Raw genomic sequence first — 14,863 nt, forward strand, 5'->3', positions numbered from 1 at the left:
GTGACACTCTTTATATTTGCACGAGTGGTTCTCTCACTCGTTTCTTTCTGTTCTTCAAACGTAGCTTACGGTTCTTTTCATATAAATAATGCACAACAAAATATGAAATTACCCCAAACACAACTCCTATTATCGTCATACCAATTAATACATACACTTCACTCTGTAACAAGCTCTTTAACATTGTGAAAATATGTCTTGAAAACAAGTCAGAGATCGTAAATGGTTCATGATGTATCTTTTTCACATGAAATGGATAAATCATTTTTCCTAACGCATATGCAAATGGAAATAAAAATACTGGTAAAAATGATATTTTCCCAATAATATTGCCAATAACCGCCGCAGGAAAAGATCCCTTTGCCAATCGAACGATCGGATAAAATATTACATATACGAGCGATGCCGTATATAGGACCAGCATCTCTAAACCAAAACCTATCGCAAAGCCTAATGATACTTTCTTTGCTCCTTCTGGCGATCGAAGTAACTTATAATATTGAAACTTTAATATTCTCCACATCCGCTGAAAAAACGAATATGTTTTCTTAGTTGTTTTCAAATTCATCATCTCTTTAACTATATTTTTTCTATCTAGTATGTCCTTACATGATATGAAAAACAAATGTAGTTTACTCCTTTTATTATAAATGATATAGAGATGATTAACCAAATATACATACGACATTTCAATATAAAAAAGTACACCTCCAATTGTTATTCATGTCTAACAACTGGAGATGCACATCATTTAGGAAAGTTCTTCTACATTTTTAAATAAACTTACTAATAATGCTTTTTGCGCGTGCAATCGATTACCCGCTTGCTCAAAGACGATAGACTGTGGTCCATCTATAATTTCTCCTGTTACTTCTTCTTCACGATGGGCAGGTAAACAGTGTAAGAAACGATATGTTTGCTTCGCATGCATAACAAGTTCTTTATTGATTTGGTAAGGTTGAAATAAAGTATATTTCTCTTCTTCTCCTTCTTGCCCCATGCTCATCCAAACGTCAGTATAAATGAAATTTGCTTCACTCACCGCTAATTCAGGATTATGCAAAATTTCAATTTCAGCCCCTGTTTCTTCAGCAATCATTAACGCTTTTTTTACAATTTCCTCATTCGGTTCATATCCTACAGGCGTTGCAACAGTCATATTCATTCCAACTTTCGCACTCGCTAACAACAATGAATGACATACGTTATTCCCATCACCTACGTAAGCCAATTTTATTCCTTTAAATGTATTTGTTTCTTCATATATTGTCATTAAATCTGCCAACGCCTGACAAGGATGGTGATCGTCCGTTAATCCATTAATAACAGGAATGCTCGATTCTTTTGCAAGCTCTTCTACATCGGCATGTGAGAATGTACGTATCATGATCCCGTCAATATAATGAGATAATACTTTCGCAGTATCTGAAACGCTCTCCCCTCTTCCAATTTGCATCTCTTTCCCACTTAAAAACATGCCATGTCCTCCGAGCTGTACCATTCCCGCTTCAAAAGATACGCGAGTACGAGTCGAATGTTTATCAAAGATAAGCCCTAATATTTTTCCTTGTAATAAAGGCTCTTGCTTATTCTTTTTTAAATATATAGCGAACTCAATTAAAGAAATGATTTCTTCTTGTGTCAGTTCTTCTAATGTTAAAAGATCTTTCGTATTTAATTTCGGTACTTGTACAGTTGACATGGAATTTCCCCCTTATATAATTGATACATTTTTTGTACAAACTACTTTTTTTATCATATATACTGCCTGTTCTAACTCTTCATTCGTTACAATAAGTGGTGGTAATAGTCTTATCACATTAGATCCTGCTTGTAATACGAGAAGACCCTCTTTCTCTAGTTGTTCTATAAAACTTGCAACTTCATGCTTACACTCAACCCCAATCATAAGCCCCTTACCACGTATATTTTGAATGCAGTCGACATGTCGTAATTCCTCTCGCAACTTCTCTAATACGTATTCGCCCTTTTCCTTTACTTCTTTTAAAAACGATGGTTTCTTACTTACTTGCAATACTTCTTTCGCTGCAGCCATCGCAATATAATTCCCGCCAAACGTTGAACCGTGTGTTCCTGCAGTGAACGACGTTCCGAGTTCCTTACGGCCGATCATCGCTCCAACAGGAATACCATTTCCTAGTGCCTTTGCAACGGTAACGATATCAGGTTTTATTCCCATTTGTTCGTAAGCAAATAGTGTTCCTGTTCTTCCTATCCCCGTTTGTACTTCGTCTATAATAAATAAGGAGCCGAACTTATTACATAATGTTTCAATCTCTTCCAAAAAAGATAGATTAGCAGGTATGACTCCTCCTTCTCCTTGAACAACTTCTACCATTACCGCCGCTACTTCTTCATTCATTACTTCCTCTAACACCTTCACGTCGTTAAAAGGGATATGTAAAAAAGACGGAAGGAGTGGACCAAATCCTTCTTTCACTTTATTTTGCCCCGTCGCACTCATCGTTGCGAATGTTCTACCGTGAAAAGACTGCTGGCATGTTACGACGAGAGATTTTCCAGTATGCTTACGAGCCAGCTTCAACGCAGCCTCATTCGCCTCTGCCCCGCTATTACAGAAAAAAACAGAATCTAACGCTGTATTTTCTGTTAATAATGACGCTACTTCTTCTTGTAAGCTGTTTGTAAACAGGTTAGATATATGCCATATATCATGAAGTTGCTCTTGTACAGCTTTCATAACAGTAGGGTGACAATGCCCTAAATTACATACGCCAATTCCTGATGTAAAATCTAAATATTGCTTACCATTTTTATCAATAACTTTCGTTCCACTTCCCTTTACAAACTCAATATTTCTTCTCCCATATGTTTGAAAAAGATGACTTGTCATACGATACTTACCCCTTTCGTTACCGTCGTTCCGATACACTCTCCCGTAACTTCAGTAAAATCTTTTGTACCGTTCACAATACTTATCTTTTGCACTCCCATTTTTAATGAAGCTAGTGCCGCCTGTACTTTCGGAATCATCCCGCCTGTAATAACTCCTTTTTCTATTAAAGTAACAATTTCAAATTCATCCGTTTTCTTTACTAATTTTCCTTCATGTAATATCCCATCTACATCCGTAATAAAAATGAGTTCTTTTGCGGATAACGCGGACGCAATTCCAGCTGCAGCGGTATCCGCATTTATGTTATAAATCTCATTATCATTTATCCCGATTGGAGCAATAACAGGAATATAATTCAAATTTATCAATCCTTTTAGTAAGGCTGTTTCGACATAACTTACTTCTCCCACATATCCTATTTCTTCACTGACAGGTTGAACTTGAAGTAAATTGCCGTCACACCCTGAACAACCTACCGCAAGTAAATTATGCCTTTGCAACTTCATTACAAATTTTTTATTCGTACTTCCGCATAGCACCATTTGAACAATATCCATAACTTCTTTTGGTGTTACTCGTAACCCATCTCTTTTTTCTACTTTGATGTTACAATCTTTTAATTGCGCATCAATTTCTGGGCCGCCACCATGGACAATCACTACTTTATACTTCTGTTGCAATTTCTTTATACAATCAAAAAACACATCATTTAATTGATCCAACATACTACCGCCGCATTTCACTACAATATAATCGTTCATCTGCCCTCTCCTTATGTACGATAACAAGCGTTTATTTTCACATATTCATAGCTTAAGTCACAGCCCCAAGCTGATCCGGTTTCTTCTCCTAAATTTAAATACACATCAATCATAATTTCATGTTCTTTTAATTTCTTTTTCATTTCCTCTTCAGAAAACATTTGAGGTTCACTATTTTTTAACACAGCGATAGATTGAAGAGTAATATCAATTGTATTTGGATTAATCGCTACTTCACTTTGTCCCATACTGCTAATAATTCGCCCCCAATTTGGGTCTTCACCATGTATTGCTGTTTTCACAAGACTCGAACCGACTATTTGCTTTGCGATTTTCTTTGCCTCTTCATTCGTTCGAGCTCCTAGCACATTTACTTCTATTAACTTCGTAGCACCTTCACCATCTTGTGCAATTTTTTTTGCTAAATCTTCACATACCTTCTGTAAAGCAAATACGAAAGTTTCCCAATCTGCATGTTCCATATTGATTGGTTTCGTTTCTGATAATCCACTTGCCATAACGATGACCATATCATTCGTAGAAGTATCTCCATCCACCGTAATTTGATTAAATGTATGATTCGTTATTTGTGATAATGCTATTTGCAATACATCATGCTCTATATGAGCGTCTGTCGTAATAAAACTCAGCATCGTTGCCATATTCGGATGAATCATCCCTGAACCTTTAGCAACACCAGCAAGCACCACTTTCTTCCCATCAATCATCATCTCATAGCACGTTTCTTTCGTTATAAGATCCGTCGTTAAAATCGCTTTAGAAAAAGAATGAGCTTCACTTACTTCCTTCGTCGGGATAAGATTTGCAACTCCCTTTCGGATTATATCCATCGGTAAAGGAACACCAATTACACCTGTTGAAGCTACTGCAACGTAATTTTCTTTCACTCCAAAATGTTCCGCCCCTAATGCACGCATCTCGTATGCATCTTGTAATCCTTTCATTCCTGTACAAGCATTTGCATTTCCACTATTGACGATAATCGCTTGTAATTTCCCCTCAGCTGCTATACTGTCTTTCGTTACTTGCAGCGGGGCTGCTTGTATTTGATTCGTTGTATAGACAGCGGCACATGATGCTGGCACTTCACAAATGATCACACCTAAATCTCTTTGTTCTTTTTTTAAACCATTTGCAGTACCGATTGCCGAAAAGCCTTTTGGCGTTACAATTGAACCATTTTCTAATTTTGTAATAGACTCTACTTTAATCATCATGTCCCCCTTATAGATAAAGCGGCATATATTGTAAACCTGTTGTTTCTTCTAGTCCCGCAACTATGTTTGCATTTTGAATCGCTTGCCCAGCCGCACCTTTCATCATATTGTCTATAACAGAAACGACTGTCACTCTTCCTGTTCTTTCATCGTAAGCTATCCCCATATCACAATAATTTGAGCCCCTCACTTCTTTCGGACTTGGAAACTCTCCTTGCGTGCGAATTCGAATAAAAGCCGATTGTTCATACGTTTCTTCATATAATTTTTGAAGTTGTTCTATTTCCATTTCTCGTTTTACTTTTGCATAAAGGGTAACCATAATCCCCCGTGATATCGGTATTAAATGTGTACTAAACGTGATTGGCTTCGTTTCCCTATTCCACTCTGCAAGCATTTGCTCAATCTCAGGAATGTGTTGATGCTCATTTACTTTATAAATGTGCAAGTTATCGTATAACTCAGGAAAGTGAGTCATTGTTGTTGGCGTTTTGCCAGCTCCAGATACTCCTGATTTCGCATCAATAATAATGGAATCTTCTTCAATCATGTCGCTACGTACTAACGGCAATATCGCTAATAATGCGGCTGTAGCAAAACATCCTGGGTTTGCAATTAAATTTGCATTTTGAATCTCGGACCTTTTCCATTCACTTAACCCATATACAGCTTCACTAAGAACTTCTTCTTTTGCAGCTGCCCTTTTATACCACTGTTCATATATCAAAGGATCTTTCATACGAAAGTCTCCAGATAGGTCAATTACTTTTAAACCTACTGCTAATAATTTGGGAGTTAACTCTCCTGATACTCCTGCTGGAGTTGCTAAAAATACAATTTCTGCTTTCTTCTTTATTTCCTCCGCATTAATTTCTTTTAACGTATGAACAAGAACATTTTGAAAATGCGGATATACATTTGTTATACACTCGCCAACTTGCGAAAAAGAATGAAGAGATGCTATCGAAAAATATGGATGTTGCTCTAATAACCGAATTAACTCAATACCTCCATACCCAGTTGCTCCAATAATCGCGACTTTCATATGCTCCTCCTCATATCGATTCTTTAAATTAAGTATGATTATAATATTGTATATTTATAGAGTCAACTAAATATTTATAAATTTTACAAACTTAAAAAACTTAATTTTACTAGAAAAACAATATACATAATTGAATTTTTATACAAAAACAATGTATAGTAGTTTTTTCATTTCACTTCAAGTACAATAAAGTGAAACTATAATCAGTGGGGTTTTGTTCATCCCCACTGATTATTAGCCCACACCAATCGGGCGTTTACGGGCAGTCGATCTCCCACCTAACTTCTTTGCTCTAGCCGAATTTTAAGGTGGAAGTTTTACTGCCCGGCAAATAGCGGGATAAAACAATACATATGTACATACAGGCAGGGAAAAACATGAATGAAAAATTAATTGAGAAAATGATCATAAAAAGTTTTCAACAATATCAATGTAATCCTATGTCAAATGAGGATCAGGAAATGCTAATTAAACATATTCAAACGATAATTCATTCAAATACTGAAATTGATGTATACGAGGCAGTTGAGGATATCGTTTACGATTATGTGACTGGAAAATAAAAAAATAGGAGATTTCCATATGGAAATCTCCTATTTTTTACTTAATGATTTACCTGCAATACGCTCAAATAAACCTGGGAATAGTACATAAAGTTTCGGACCAATGCCCATCCACTTCGGTAAGTTTACTTCACGCTTTTTCGTTTGCATCGATTTTACGATTTGCTCTGCTACATATGTTGGTTTTAACATGTACCGTCCCATATTTTTCACATATGTACCGGATTGATCCGCTATTTCAAAAAAGTTTGTATCTATCGGACCTGGATTAATCGCTGTTACGAAAATATTTGTACTAGACAACTCCATGCGTAAACTATTCGTAAATCCTAATACTGCATGTTTCGTCGCTGCATACGCACTCGATTTTGGAGTTGCAATTTTCCCAGCAAGTGAAGCAATATTAATAATATGTCCTTCGTTCCTTTTCACCATATAGGGTAGTACCGCTTTCGTACAAGCTACTAATCCAAATACATTTACTTGGAACATATCTTTCACTTCATCCATTGACGCATCTTCAAATGTTTTAAAAATACCAAATCCCGCATTGTTTACTAATATATCAATACGTCCCACTTCTTGTAATACCTTTGAAAAAACAGATTGTACTTCCATCTCTTCACTTACATCTAATACATAATAATAGCAAGGCGTATTATAAGTTTCTTTAATTTTCTCTGCTAACGCTTTTAATTTTTCTTCTGTTCTAGCCATTAATACTGGAGTCGCCCCCTGCTCTGCAACTTGCATTGCAACTTGCTCTCCAATTCCACTAGAAGCACCTGTAATGACGATTACTTTATCTTGTAAACGTCCCGTCATTGCTGTCACCTACTTTGCATAATAAATCAATTGTTGCGAAGATTCATCAATCATCACTTGTTGATTATATGCTAAAAAATCTAATTGTCCAACAGTTTCTGAAATAGTAAGCGGCAATTGCTCCTTATATAATACCGGAAATAGTTTTACACATACTTCAAATGCTGTCATTGGTTTTTCCTTTAATAACTCAAGCACTTTAAACGCACGTGTTTCTTGCTTTTGTAATCTCGTATCAATAAGTTGTTTCACATTTAGAACATCTTCTCCATGTCCTGATAAAATGCGCGAAATATTCATTTCACTTAAACGCTTTAACGTTTGATTATATTGTAATAACGGGCGCGCCCTTTCTGTTTGTCCTTCATATGGTGGTTCTAATATGGGATTCGAAGAAATATGGCTAATGAGAGCATCCCCGCCAATTAATATTCCATCAGATTCTCTATATAATGAAATATGAGTGGAAGCATGACCTGGTGTTTCGATTACTGTAAACCCAGGTAAAGAATCAATACGATCTCCCTCTCTCACAGTATGCGTTAACGATCTATTACAAGAATATTTAAGTGTCTTCGTCGTCAATAACGCCTCGTCTTTCAAAAATGCCGCTGGAACACCAAATTGCAAAGCTGTCTCTCTAAAAAACTCATGATACCGCTTTAAAAATTCTGGATTTTGCGTGATCCAAGGCTCATTCCAAGGATGTCCAATAATGTTCGTTTTCTCAGAAAATATATTTAAAAGCCCACAATGATCCGCATGATGATGCGTAATGACTACTGTTTTAATATCTTCTATCGCATATCCTAATGTACCTAATTGCCTTTCTAATGCACTTCTTGCCTCTTCTGTATTCGTCCCTGTATCAATTAATGTTAATGTCTCCCCCTCAACTAAAAACACATTCACAGTTTCAACTGCAAATGGTACAGGAATCTCCATTCGGTGAATCGCCGTCATGCTTAGCCCCCCTGTCTCTTTCCGGTTCAAAAATGAATACTTCTTCAGTTTACAACTTCTATATATATTTGTCATTATTTTCAGATAAAAAGAGGTGTTTCCTATAAAAAAACGAATGTATGTACATTTATAAGAATTTCTAACCAAATTTAAAGGAGGAACATCATGTCTATTCAAAACATTTCCTTTCTCGGTGCAGGCTCTATTGCTGAAGCTATTATTGGTGGCTTGTTACATGCAAATGTTGTGAAAGGCGAACAAATTACCGTAAGTAATCGTTCTAACGAGACAAGATTGCAGGAGCTACATAAAAAATATGGCGTCCAAGGTACGCATAATAAAAAAGAGCTACTCACTGATACAACTATTCTTTTTCTAGCAATGAAACCAAAGGATGTTGCAGAAGCACTTACTCCTTTTAAAGAAGATATACATAATAACCTGCTTATTATTTCCTTATTAGCAGGTGTTTCTACTCACTCGATTAGAAACCTACTTCAAAAAGATGTTCCGATTATTCGTGCGATGCCAAATACATCTGCAGCTATTTTAAAATCAGCTACTGCTATCTCGCCTTCAAAACATGCAACAGCGGAACATATTCAGACTGCCATAGCTTTATTTGAAACAATCGGTCTCGTCTCTGTTGTAGAGGAAGAAGATATGCATGCTGTCACTGCATTATCTGGAAGTGGGCCTGCTTATATTTATTACGTAGTGGAAGCGATGGAAGAAGCCGCAAAAACAATTGGTTTAAAAGAAGATGTTGCAAAGTCACTTATTCTTCAGACGATGATTGGTGCTGCTGAAATGCTAAAAGCAAGTGAAAAACACCCTTCTGTTTTGCGAAAGGAAATTACTTCTCCTGGCGGAACGACCGAAGCAGGCATTGAAGTATTACAAGAACATAAATTTCAACAAGCACTTATTTCTTGTATTACACAGGCTACACAACGATCACATAATCTTGGGAAAACATTAGAACAACTAACAAAAGAAAAATAAAAAATGGAGCTCAATCTTACTTGAGCTCCATTTTTTTATTAACATATATTGTTTAGTTATTAGTCTTCCCAAAAATCTCTTCTTGCAGACGGCGACCAGTTGGTGTTGCTGCAAGTCCACCTTCAGCTGTTTCACGAAGTGCTACTGGCATGGTTTGTCCGATTCTAAACATCGCCTCAATCACTTCATCACATGGAATTGTACTCGTTACGCCAGCTAATGCTAAATCAGCTGAAATCATCGCATTCGCAGCTCCTGCTGCATTACGTTTTACACAAGGTACTTCTACAAGCCCTGCAACAGGATCACATACTAAACCAAGCATATTCTTTAATGAAATCGCCATCGCTGTAGCTGCTTGATCTTGTGTTCCACCAGCCATCTCAACTGCTGCTGCTGCTGCCATTCCACTTGCTGAACCTACTTCAGCTTGGCAACCTCCTGCCGCGCCGGAAATACAAGCATTATTCGCAACAACCATACCGAAAGCTCCTGCTGTAAATAAAAATTCGATCATCTCTTCGCGTGTCGGCTGTAATTTTTCTTGCAGTGCAAACAGTACACCTGGCACTGTTCCAGCAGACCCTGCTGTTGGTGTTGCACAAATAATTCCCATCGCTGCGTTTACTTCATTTGTTGCAACAGCTTTACTCACCGCGTCCAAAATCGTATCTCCAGATAAGCCTTTTCCGCTATTCATATACGCCTGAACTTTTACAGCATCTCCGCCAGTTAAACCAGTTGGTGATTTCACTCCGCGAATACCACGTTCTACTGCTTGCTCCATCACGACTAAGTTCTTTTCCATACCAGCAATTACTTCTTCACGTGAAATACTTCTTGTTTTCATTTCACATTGAATCATAATTTCTGCGATTTTTACATTTTGTTCTTTAGCTTGCGCCACTAGTTCCGCTGCGTTCCGAAACATGGTGTGTCCCCCCTGCAATTATTCCATAATAGTTACTTGACAAATATTTTGTTGCGCGTTTATTTCTTCAATCACTTCATCTGCTAATAATTCATCTGTTTCGATAACCATAAGCGCTCTTCTTCCTTTTTCTTTACGAGAAACACTCATTGTACTAATGTTAATTTCATGTTTCGCAAGGATTGAAGCTACCGCTGCAATAGCACCGAAGCGATCGTTATTTACAATAAGTAGTGCTGGACTCGTGCCTGTTAATTGAAGATCAAATCCGTTTAATTCTACAACTTCAATTTTACCGCCACCAATTGAGCAAGCAACAACTTCAATTTCTTCTTCACCTTTATACAAACGAATTCTCGCTGTATTTGGGTGAGGTGCATTTGCATCTTCTTCAATGAATTCTACTTCGATGTTGCGCTCTTTTGCTATGTCTAGCGCCTCTGGAATACGTAAGTCATCTGTTTCAAACCCTAATATTCCACCGATCAATGCTACATCCGTACCATGCCCTCGATACGTCTTTGCAAATGATCCATATAATGAAATGCTTACTCTTTCTGGTTCATGACGAAACAGCTGGCGAGCAACTTGCCCCATTCTTGCTGCGCCTGCTGTATGTGAACTTGATGGACCAATCATAACTGGACCAATAATATCAAATACTGAGCGATACTTCATCATAACTCCCCCTAAACCTCTATGCAAAAATTTTTTACTATTCTATTAAGCTACCGAATCGGTTGCTTTTCCAGTTGTACGACGAATTTGTTACGCTATACGAATTGGATAGTTTTTGAATAACAGTGAAACAATATATCCTGAAATAATACCAGTTATGATAATAAATAAGAAACTTAGCATTACCTTCATTTAAAAATAATATAAGCTAATCCAGAATAAAGTCTGGTGGCAATCCAAAGTTTAACACAGAACCCCTTACAAGGATAGCATAAACAAGTGAAACTCCCATTGCTTTCATACCTTTTAGTGCTTTAAAGCTAAAAAGTGAAAAAAGACTTAGTACAAATAATAGTAATATCCTTCTTATTTATAATTCTCATGTTTCCCTCTCACGATTTAGTCAACTCCACTTGTTACGACAAATGGCTAAAACGCATGTAGCCTACAATAAATTATAATCTGCCCTCATTATAGCTTGTTTTTAATAAAACGCTTACTTTTAATAAATTTTAAAAGTTCTGAATAACGATACATTTTTGCTATTTGTATCACTCGTATGTCGTCTGACTTATATAACAGTTTTTCTAAACAATCGGTACTATGTATTTTTATCCTATCTCTTCACATCATTAAAACTTTCTGTTTCATCCAATATAAACATAAAATGATAACAGTTTTATTTTAAATTTTTTTTAGAAATAAAAAAATGGCAACCTTTCGTCACCATTTTTTCACACCATTATTATCTATCTACTGGAAATGATTTCAAATCTGTAGCTATTTCTGTATTAGAAAATAGCTCTCTTGCCTCTTTCCATAATTCCTTATATGTATCTCCTTGATAACGAGAACTAATATGAGTCAATATTAATCTTTTTGCATTTGCCTGAAGTGCAATACTCGCAGCTTGCTTAGATGTAGAATGAAAATAATCATACGCTTGTTGTTCATCATCTGCAGCAAAAGTGGCTTCATGAACAAGTACGTCAGCGTCTTGTGCCAGCTCTCTACTCGCTTCACAATATCTTGTATCACCTAAAATGGTAATAATTCTTCCCTTTTGAGGTGGACCAATAAAGTCTTTTCCATTTAGTATCGTACCATTTTCTAATTCAACTACTTCTCCATCTTTTAAACGTTTAAAGAGCGGGCCAGGTTTCACCCCCATCTCCAGCAATTTATCGACTAAAAGAGCACCTTGTATATCTTTCTCTACAATACGATACCCAAAACATTCAATACCATGTGACAATCTTTTCGTTTCCACGTGAAATTCATTATCTTCAAATACAGTACCTTCTTCTGTTATCTCCACAATTTCAAGTGGATATTTTACATGTGTCGTACTTACTGATAATGCCACTTCAATAAATTGTTTAATTCCTTTTGGTCCGTACACTGTTAAAGGTGTAGTCCCTCCTTGAAATGAACGGCTTCCTAATAAACCAGGCAAGCCAAAAATATGATCACCATGTAAATGCGTAATAAATATTTTTTCAATGCGGCGTGGGCGTACTGATGTATGTAATATTTGATGTTGCGTCGCCTCGCCACAATCAAATAACCAAGTCTGTCCTCGTTCTTCTAACAATTGCAAAGCAATTGCCGAAACGTTCCTTCCTTTCGAAGGAACACCTGCACCAGTTCCTAAAAATACAAATTCCACTTTCTTTCCTCCAGCTCTTTATATAATCTACCTTTCATCTTACGGAATGTTATTTCAAATGGCAAATCGAATTTACATAACCAATCATCTAGACAACTATATATCACGAACGTTATACTTAAAAAACTTAGTAATCGTTCGTGTTTTATGTTAAAATGATTATACTACATTTTAAGGGAGCGTTTTATTATGAAAGAAGCATTTCGTTTACAAACTGATTTTTCATCTTCATTTGATCGCTGGGTAAGTTCTTTCGTGTCTGATCACCCAGCACAATTAGAATGGACGACTTTGAAAGAATTAATCCATGAATATACAACAACACATACAAATGATTCATTACCAACATATATTTCTTCAGCTTTAACATATTACGCACAACGCGTTTCAACAACAAACAGTTCAGAAATTGTTATTTTTGAAAATGTTACAATCTCTTAATCTATCATAAAAAAGCACTGGTTACAGTGCTTTTTTATTTATACTTATTTAGCAAATCGGCATATTCCGCCCCAAGATCTTTATACATACTTCTATCAAACTCATCTAAATTTATCCTTTCACTTAATTTATTTAATAATTCCTTTGCTTGTAGTGCAAAAGAAACAATTTATTTTCTATAAAAACTTTACAGTAAAAAATTTCATAGTTAATTGTAAAAATAAAAGGTGTCATGATATTTACTACGTCATGACACCTTCTACATAAACTTATTTTCTAATTTTTGCTGAAAAGACTTTTCTTGCTTACGTAATAATTGACTACCTCGTTGTAAAATCGGCATTCCATACTTATCATTAATTTGATCGATGACAGCAAGTAGCGGCTCTTCTTTCGCATCTTCTTCAAATGAAAACAAATCTAATTGTTTCACCGATTCTGTCTTCCACTCTATTTCAGTGGCTGTAACACCTAGTAAACGAACGGAATCACCGTCCCAATGTTGCTTCCATAAACGAGAGGCTGCCTGAAAAATATCTCGTTCTTCCCAAATCGCATTTTTCAATTGCTTACTCCGTGTTACTGTCCGCCTATCATGATATTTAATCATAATTTGAATATTATAGCTGACAAGCGTTCGCTTTTGTAATCTTTTACTCACTGATTTTGATAGCCGTTCTAACATATCAAGTAATTCTTTCTCTTCATCCATATCCTTTGAAAAAGTCATCGAATTACCGACACTTTTATGTTGTCCCATTTGACTCGGGTCAACTTCCCTATCATCCATACCTTTTGCCCGCCTTTGTAAATCAACGCCATGCTTTCCAATTTTAGCGCGAATGATATGTTCGTTTCCTTTTGCTAACTGCTCAATTGTTTGTATATGAATATCATTCAATTTTTCAGCTGTTTTTTCTCCAATTCCATGCATTGCTTCAACTGGAAGTGGCCAAATCATTTCTGGAATATCTCGTTTTCGAAGTACGGTAATACCGAGAGGCTTTTTCATATCAGAAGCTGTTTTTGCTAGGAAAAGGTTAGGAGCAATTCCGATGCTACACGGAAGCTGTAACTCTGTTAATAACGCCTGCTGAATCATCTTTGCTATTTCAAGAGGTGAACCGAGTGCGTAGCAATCTGTAATATCTAAATACCCCTCATCTATAGAGACTGGTTGTATTTTTTCCGTAAAACGGGAAAGAATTTGAAACATTTGAAATGAAGCTTCACGATATAATGTAAAATTAGGACGCATTACAACTAATTGCGGGCATAACCTTTTTGCTTCCCAAAGAGGCATCGTTGTACGTATTCCATATTCTCTTGCCTCATAACTACATGTTATAATAATTCCTTTTCTTTCTTTTTCATTTCCAGCAACTGCTAACGGCTTCCCTTGTAATGATGGGTCATGAGCAATTTCAACAGATGCGAAAAAACAATTCATATCTACATGCAAAATAACACGACCATTTTTCGGATACATTTCTCGCATAGTACTCACTCCCTAATCAGAACGTTCGTTCTTTCATTATATCAAATTTTGCATAATAGTTATAATAGTTACTTGTTCTTTTCCTTTGATAAATTTGATATAATTTACATAAATGTATCAAATTACAAAATGAGGTGATTATGATGAAATCAACTAATAAACTCAACTATACGTTCCTTGTGATTATATTAATCATAGCCATTAATTATTTACTGCTTCCTATTTTTAATATTAATACGTTTGGGTTCTTCCCTCGTCTAGTACATATAGCAACAACTTATATATTGCCATGGATTTTCTTGTATTGGCTGATCCGCCTTGTAAAAGCAATCGAATCAAAATAAAAAGCGTGTAAATCAATTGTGATT

The 14,863-nt window shown here is 36.1% G+C and carries 16 protein-coding genes and 1 pseudogene; 4 read left to right on the forward strand and 13 right to left on the reverse strand.

Annotated elements, in window-relative coordinates; all coding sequences use genetic code 11:
- Positions 1-10: 10 nt before the first annotated feature.
- The 6 genes from DN389_RS16090 to argC all read right to left on the reverse strand — a co-directional run bounded on the left by DN389_RS16090 (position 11) and on the right by argC (position 5,922).
- A complete protein-coding gene (locus tag DN389_RS16090) occupies positions 11-571 on the reverse strand; it encodes a DUF2062 domain-containing protein (RefSeq protein WP_098190056.1) in 561 nt (186 codons plus the stop codon).
- Between the two features lie 180 nt (positions 572-751).
- Entirely contained in the window at positions 752-1,702 is a 951-nt protein-coding gene (argF, locus tag DN389_RS16095; protein ID WP_088123363.1) for an ornithine carbamoyltransferase, read from the reverse strand.
- Positions 1,703-1,714: 12 nt separating this feature from the next.
- A complete protein-coding gene (locus DN389_RS16100; RefSeq protein ID WP_098189943.1) occupies positions 1,715-2,875 on the reverse strand; it encodes an acetylornithine transaminase in 1,161 nt (386 codons plus the stop codon).
- Positions 2,872-3,639, reverse strand: coding sequence for an acetylglutamate kinase (argB, locus tag DN389_RS16105; protein WP_098189942.1), 768 nt, complete (start codon positions 3,637-3,639; stop codon positions 2,872-2,874). The genes DN389_RS16100 and argB overlap by 4 nt, the downstream gene beginning before the upstream one ends.
- An 11-nt stretch (positions 3,640-3,650) precedes the next feature.
- A complete protein-coding gene (argJ, locus tag DN389_RS16110; protein ID WP_142343566.1) occupies positions 3,651-4,874 on the reverse strand; it encodes a bifunctional glutamate N-acetyltransferase/amino-acid acetyltransferase ArgJ in 1,224 nt (407 codons plus the stop codon).
- 10 nt (positions 4,875-4,884) lie between these two features.
- Positions 4,885-5,922 carry an N-acetyl-gamma-glutamyl-phosphate reductase gene (gene argC, locus DN389_RS16115; protein ID WP_098189941.1) on the reverse strand — a complete coding sequence of 346 codons (1,038 nt, stop codon included), beginning with the start codon at positions 5,920-5,922 and terminating at the stop codon, positions 4,885-4,887.
- A gap of 377 nt (positions 5,923-6,299) precedes the next feature.
- Between argC and DN389_RS16120 the strand changes: the two genes are divergently transcribed.
- A complete protein-coding gene (locus DN389_RS16120; RefSeq protein WP_001003210.1) occupies positions 6,300-6,485 on the forward strand; it encodes a YqzH family protein in 186 nt (61 codons plus the stop codon).
- Positions 6,486-6,515: 30 nt separating this feature from the next.
- Here DN389_RS16120 and DN389_RS16125 read toward each other — a convergent pair whose 3' ends face one another.
- The gene (locus tag DN389_RS16125) at positions 6,516-7,310 is read right to left on the reverse strand and encodes an SDR family oxidoreductase (protein WP_000147782.1); all 795 of its coding nucleotides are present in this window, start codon (positions 7,308-7,310) and stop codon (positions 6,516-6,518) included.
- Between the two features lie 9 nt (positions 7,311-7,319).
- Positions 7,320-8,273, reverse strand: coding sequence for an MBL fold metallo-hydrolase (locus DN389_RS16130; protein WP_046956382.1), 954 nt, complete (start codon positions 8,271-8,273; stop codon positions 7,320-7,322).
- A gap of 165 nt (positions 8,274-8,438) precedes the next feature.
- On the opposite strand from DN389_RS16130, the gene proI reads away from it, so the two are divergent.
- Complete coding sequence (gene proI / locus DN389_RS16135; protein ID WP_098189940.1) at positions 8,439-9,278, forward strand: pyrroline-5-carboxylate reductase ProI; 840 nt, start codon at positions 8,439-8,441, stop codon at positions 9,276-9,278.
- 52 nt (positions 9,279-9,330) lie between these two features.
- On the opposite strand, the gene sdaAA is transcribed toward proI, so the two are convergent.
- From sdaAA to rnz, 3 genes are all read right to left on the reverse strand, one after another.
- Positions 9,331-10,209 carry an L-serine ammonia-lyase, iron-sulfur-dependent, subunit alpha gene (sdaAA, locus tag DN389_RS16140; RefSeq protein WP_000489470.1) on the reverse strand — a complete coding sequence of 293 codons (879 nt, stop codon included), beginning with the start codon at positions 10,207-10,209 and terminating at the stop codon, positions 9,331-9,333.
- Between the two features lie 18 nt (positions 10,210-10,227).
- On the reverse strand, positions 10,228-10,887 hold the full coding sequence (gene sdaAB, locus DN389_RS16145) for an L-serine ammonia-lyase, iron-sulfur-dependent subunit beta (RefSeq protein ID WP_000877443.1): 660 nt from the start codon (positions 10,885-10,887) through the stop codon (positions 10,228-10,230).
- A gap of 745 nt (positions 10,888-11,632) precedes the next feature.
- Positions 11,633-12,556, reverse strand: coding sequence for a ribonuclease Z (gene rnz, locus DN389_RS16155; RefSeq protein WP_098189939.1), 924 nt, complete (start codon positions 12,554-12,556; stop codon positions 11,633-11,635).
- A gap of 189 nt (positions 12,557-12,745) precedes the next feature.
- Between rnz and DN389_RS16160 the strand changes: the two genes are divergently transcribed.
- Positions 12,746-12,997: a DUF3932 family protein gene (locus DN389_RS16160; protein WP_000656497.1), complete on the forward strand. Its 252-nt coding sequence runs from the start codon at positions 12,746-12,748 to the stop codon at positions 12,995-12,997.
- Between the two features lie 34 nt (positions 12,998-13,031).
- Here the strand turns inward: DN389_RS16160 and DN389_RS29185 are convergent.
- Together DN389_RS29185 and DN389_RS16170 are read right to left on the reverse strand one after the other, a co-directional pair.
- Positions 13,032-13,166: pseudogene (locus DN389_RS29185) on the reverse strand (DNA polymerase IV); the annotation flags it as partial.
- A 90-nt stretch (positions 13,167-13,256) separates the two neighbouring features.
- On the reverse strand, positions 13,257-14,495 hold the full coding sequence (locus DN389_RS16170; RefSeq protein ID WP_098189938.1) for a DNA polymerase IV: 1,239 nt from the start codon (positions 14,493-14,495) through the stop codon (positions 13,257-13,259).
- Between the two features lie 143 nt (positions 14,496-14,638).
- Here DN389_RS16170 and DN389_RS16175 point away from each other — a divergent pair, with 143 nt between their 5' ends.
- A complete protein-coding gene (locus DN389_RS16175; protein ID WP_046957503.1) occupies positions 14,639-14,839 on the forward strand; it encodes a hypothetical protein in 201 nt (66 codons plus the stop codon).
- Positions 14,840-14,863 lie beyond the last annotated feature (24 nt).

Source organism: Bacillus sp. AY3-1, from assembly GCF_008368785.1.
In the GTDB taxonomy this organism is placed as follows: Bacteria; Bacillota; Bacilli; order Bacillales; family Bacillaceae_G; genus Bacillus_A; species Bacillus_A wiedmannii.

What these genes read in the sequence shown, in the direction of transcription:
- DN389_RS16125 (WP_000147782.1), bottom strand. Translation starts at nt 7,310, where the DNA reads ATGACGGGACGTTTACAAGATAAAGTAATCGTCATTACAGGTGCTTCT.
- DN389_RS16175 (WP_046957503.1), top strand. Translation starts at nt 14,639, where the DNA reads ATGAAATCAACTAATAAACTCAACTATACGTTCCTTGTGATTATATTA.
- DN389_RS16130 (WP_046956382.1), bottom strand. Translation starts at nt 8,273, where the DNA reads ATGACGGCGATTCACCGAATGGAGATTCCTGTACCATTTGCAGTTGAA.
- argF (WP_088123363.1), bottom strand. Translation starts at nt 1,702, where the DNA reads ATGTCAACTGTACAAGTACCGAAATTAAATACGAAAGATCTTTTAACA.
- argB (WP_098189942.1), bottom strand. Translation starts at nt 3,639, where the DNA reads ATGAACGATTATATTGTAGTGAAATGCGGCGGTAGTATGTTGGATCAA.
- DN389_RS16120 (WP_001003210.1), top strand. Translation starts at nt 6,300, where the DNA reads ATGAATGAAAAATTAATTGAGAAAATGATCATAAAAAGTTTTCAACAA.
- argJ (WP_142343566.1), bottom strand. Translation starts at nt 4,874, where the DNA reads ATGATTAAAGTAGAGTCTATTACAAAATTAGAAAATGGTTCAATTGTA.
- DN389_RS16160 (WP_000656497.1), top strand. Translation starts at nt 12,746, where the DNA reads ATGAAAGAAGCATTTCGTTTACAAACTGATTTTTCATCTTCATTTGAT.
- proI (WP_098189940.1), top strand. Translation starts at nt 8,439, where the DNA reads ATGTCTATTCAAAACATTTCCTTTCTCGGTGCAGGCTCTATTGCTGAA.
- DN389_RS16090 (WP_098190056.1), bottom strand. Translation starts at nt 571, where the DNA reads ATGATGAATTTGAAAACAACTAAGAAAACATATTCGTTTTTTCAGCGG.
- DN389_RS16100 (WP_098189943.1), bottom strand. Translation starts at nt 2,875, where the DNA reads ATGACAAGTCATCTTTTTCAAACATATGGGAGAAGAAATATTGAGTTT.
- sdaAA (WP_000489470.1), bottom strand. Translation starts at nt 10,209, where the DNA reads ATGTTTCGGAACGCAGCGGAACTAGTGGCGCAAGCTAAAGAACAAAAT.
- argC (WP_098189941.1), bottom strand. Translation starts at nt 5,922, where the DNA reads ATGAAAGTCGCGATTATTGGAGCAACTGGGTATGGAGGTATTGAGTTA.
- sdaAB (WP_000877443.1), bottom strand. Translation starts at nt 10,887, where the DNA reads ATGAAGTATCGCTCAGTATTTGATATTATTGGTCCAGTTATGATTGGT.
- DN389_RS16170 (WP_098189938.1), bottom strand. Translation starts at nt 14,495, where the DNA reads ATGCGAGAAATGTATCCGAAAAATGGTCGTGTTATTTTGCATGTAGAT.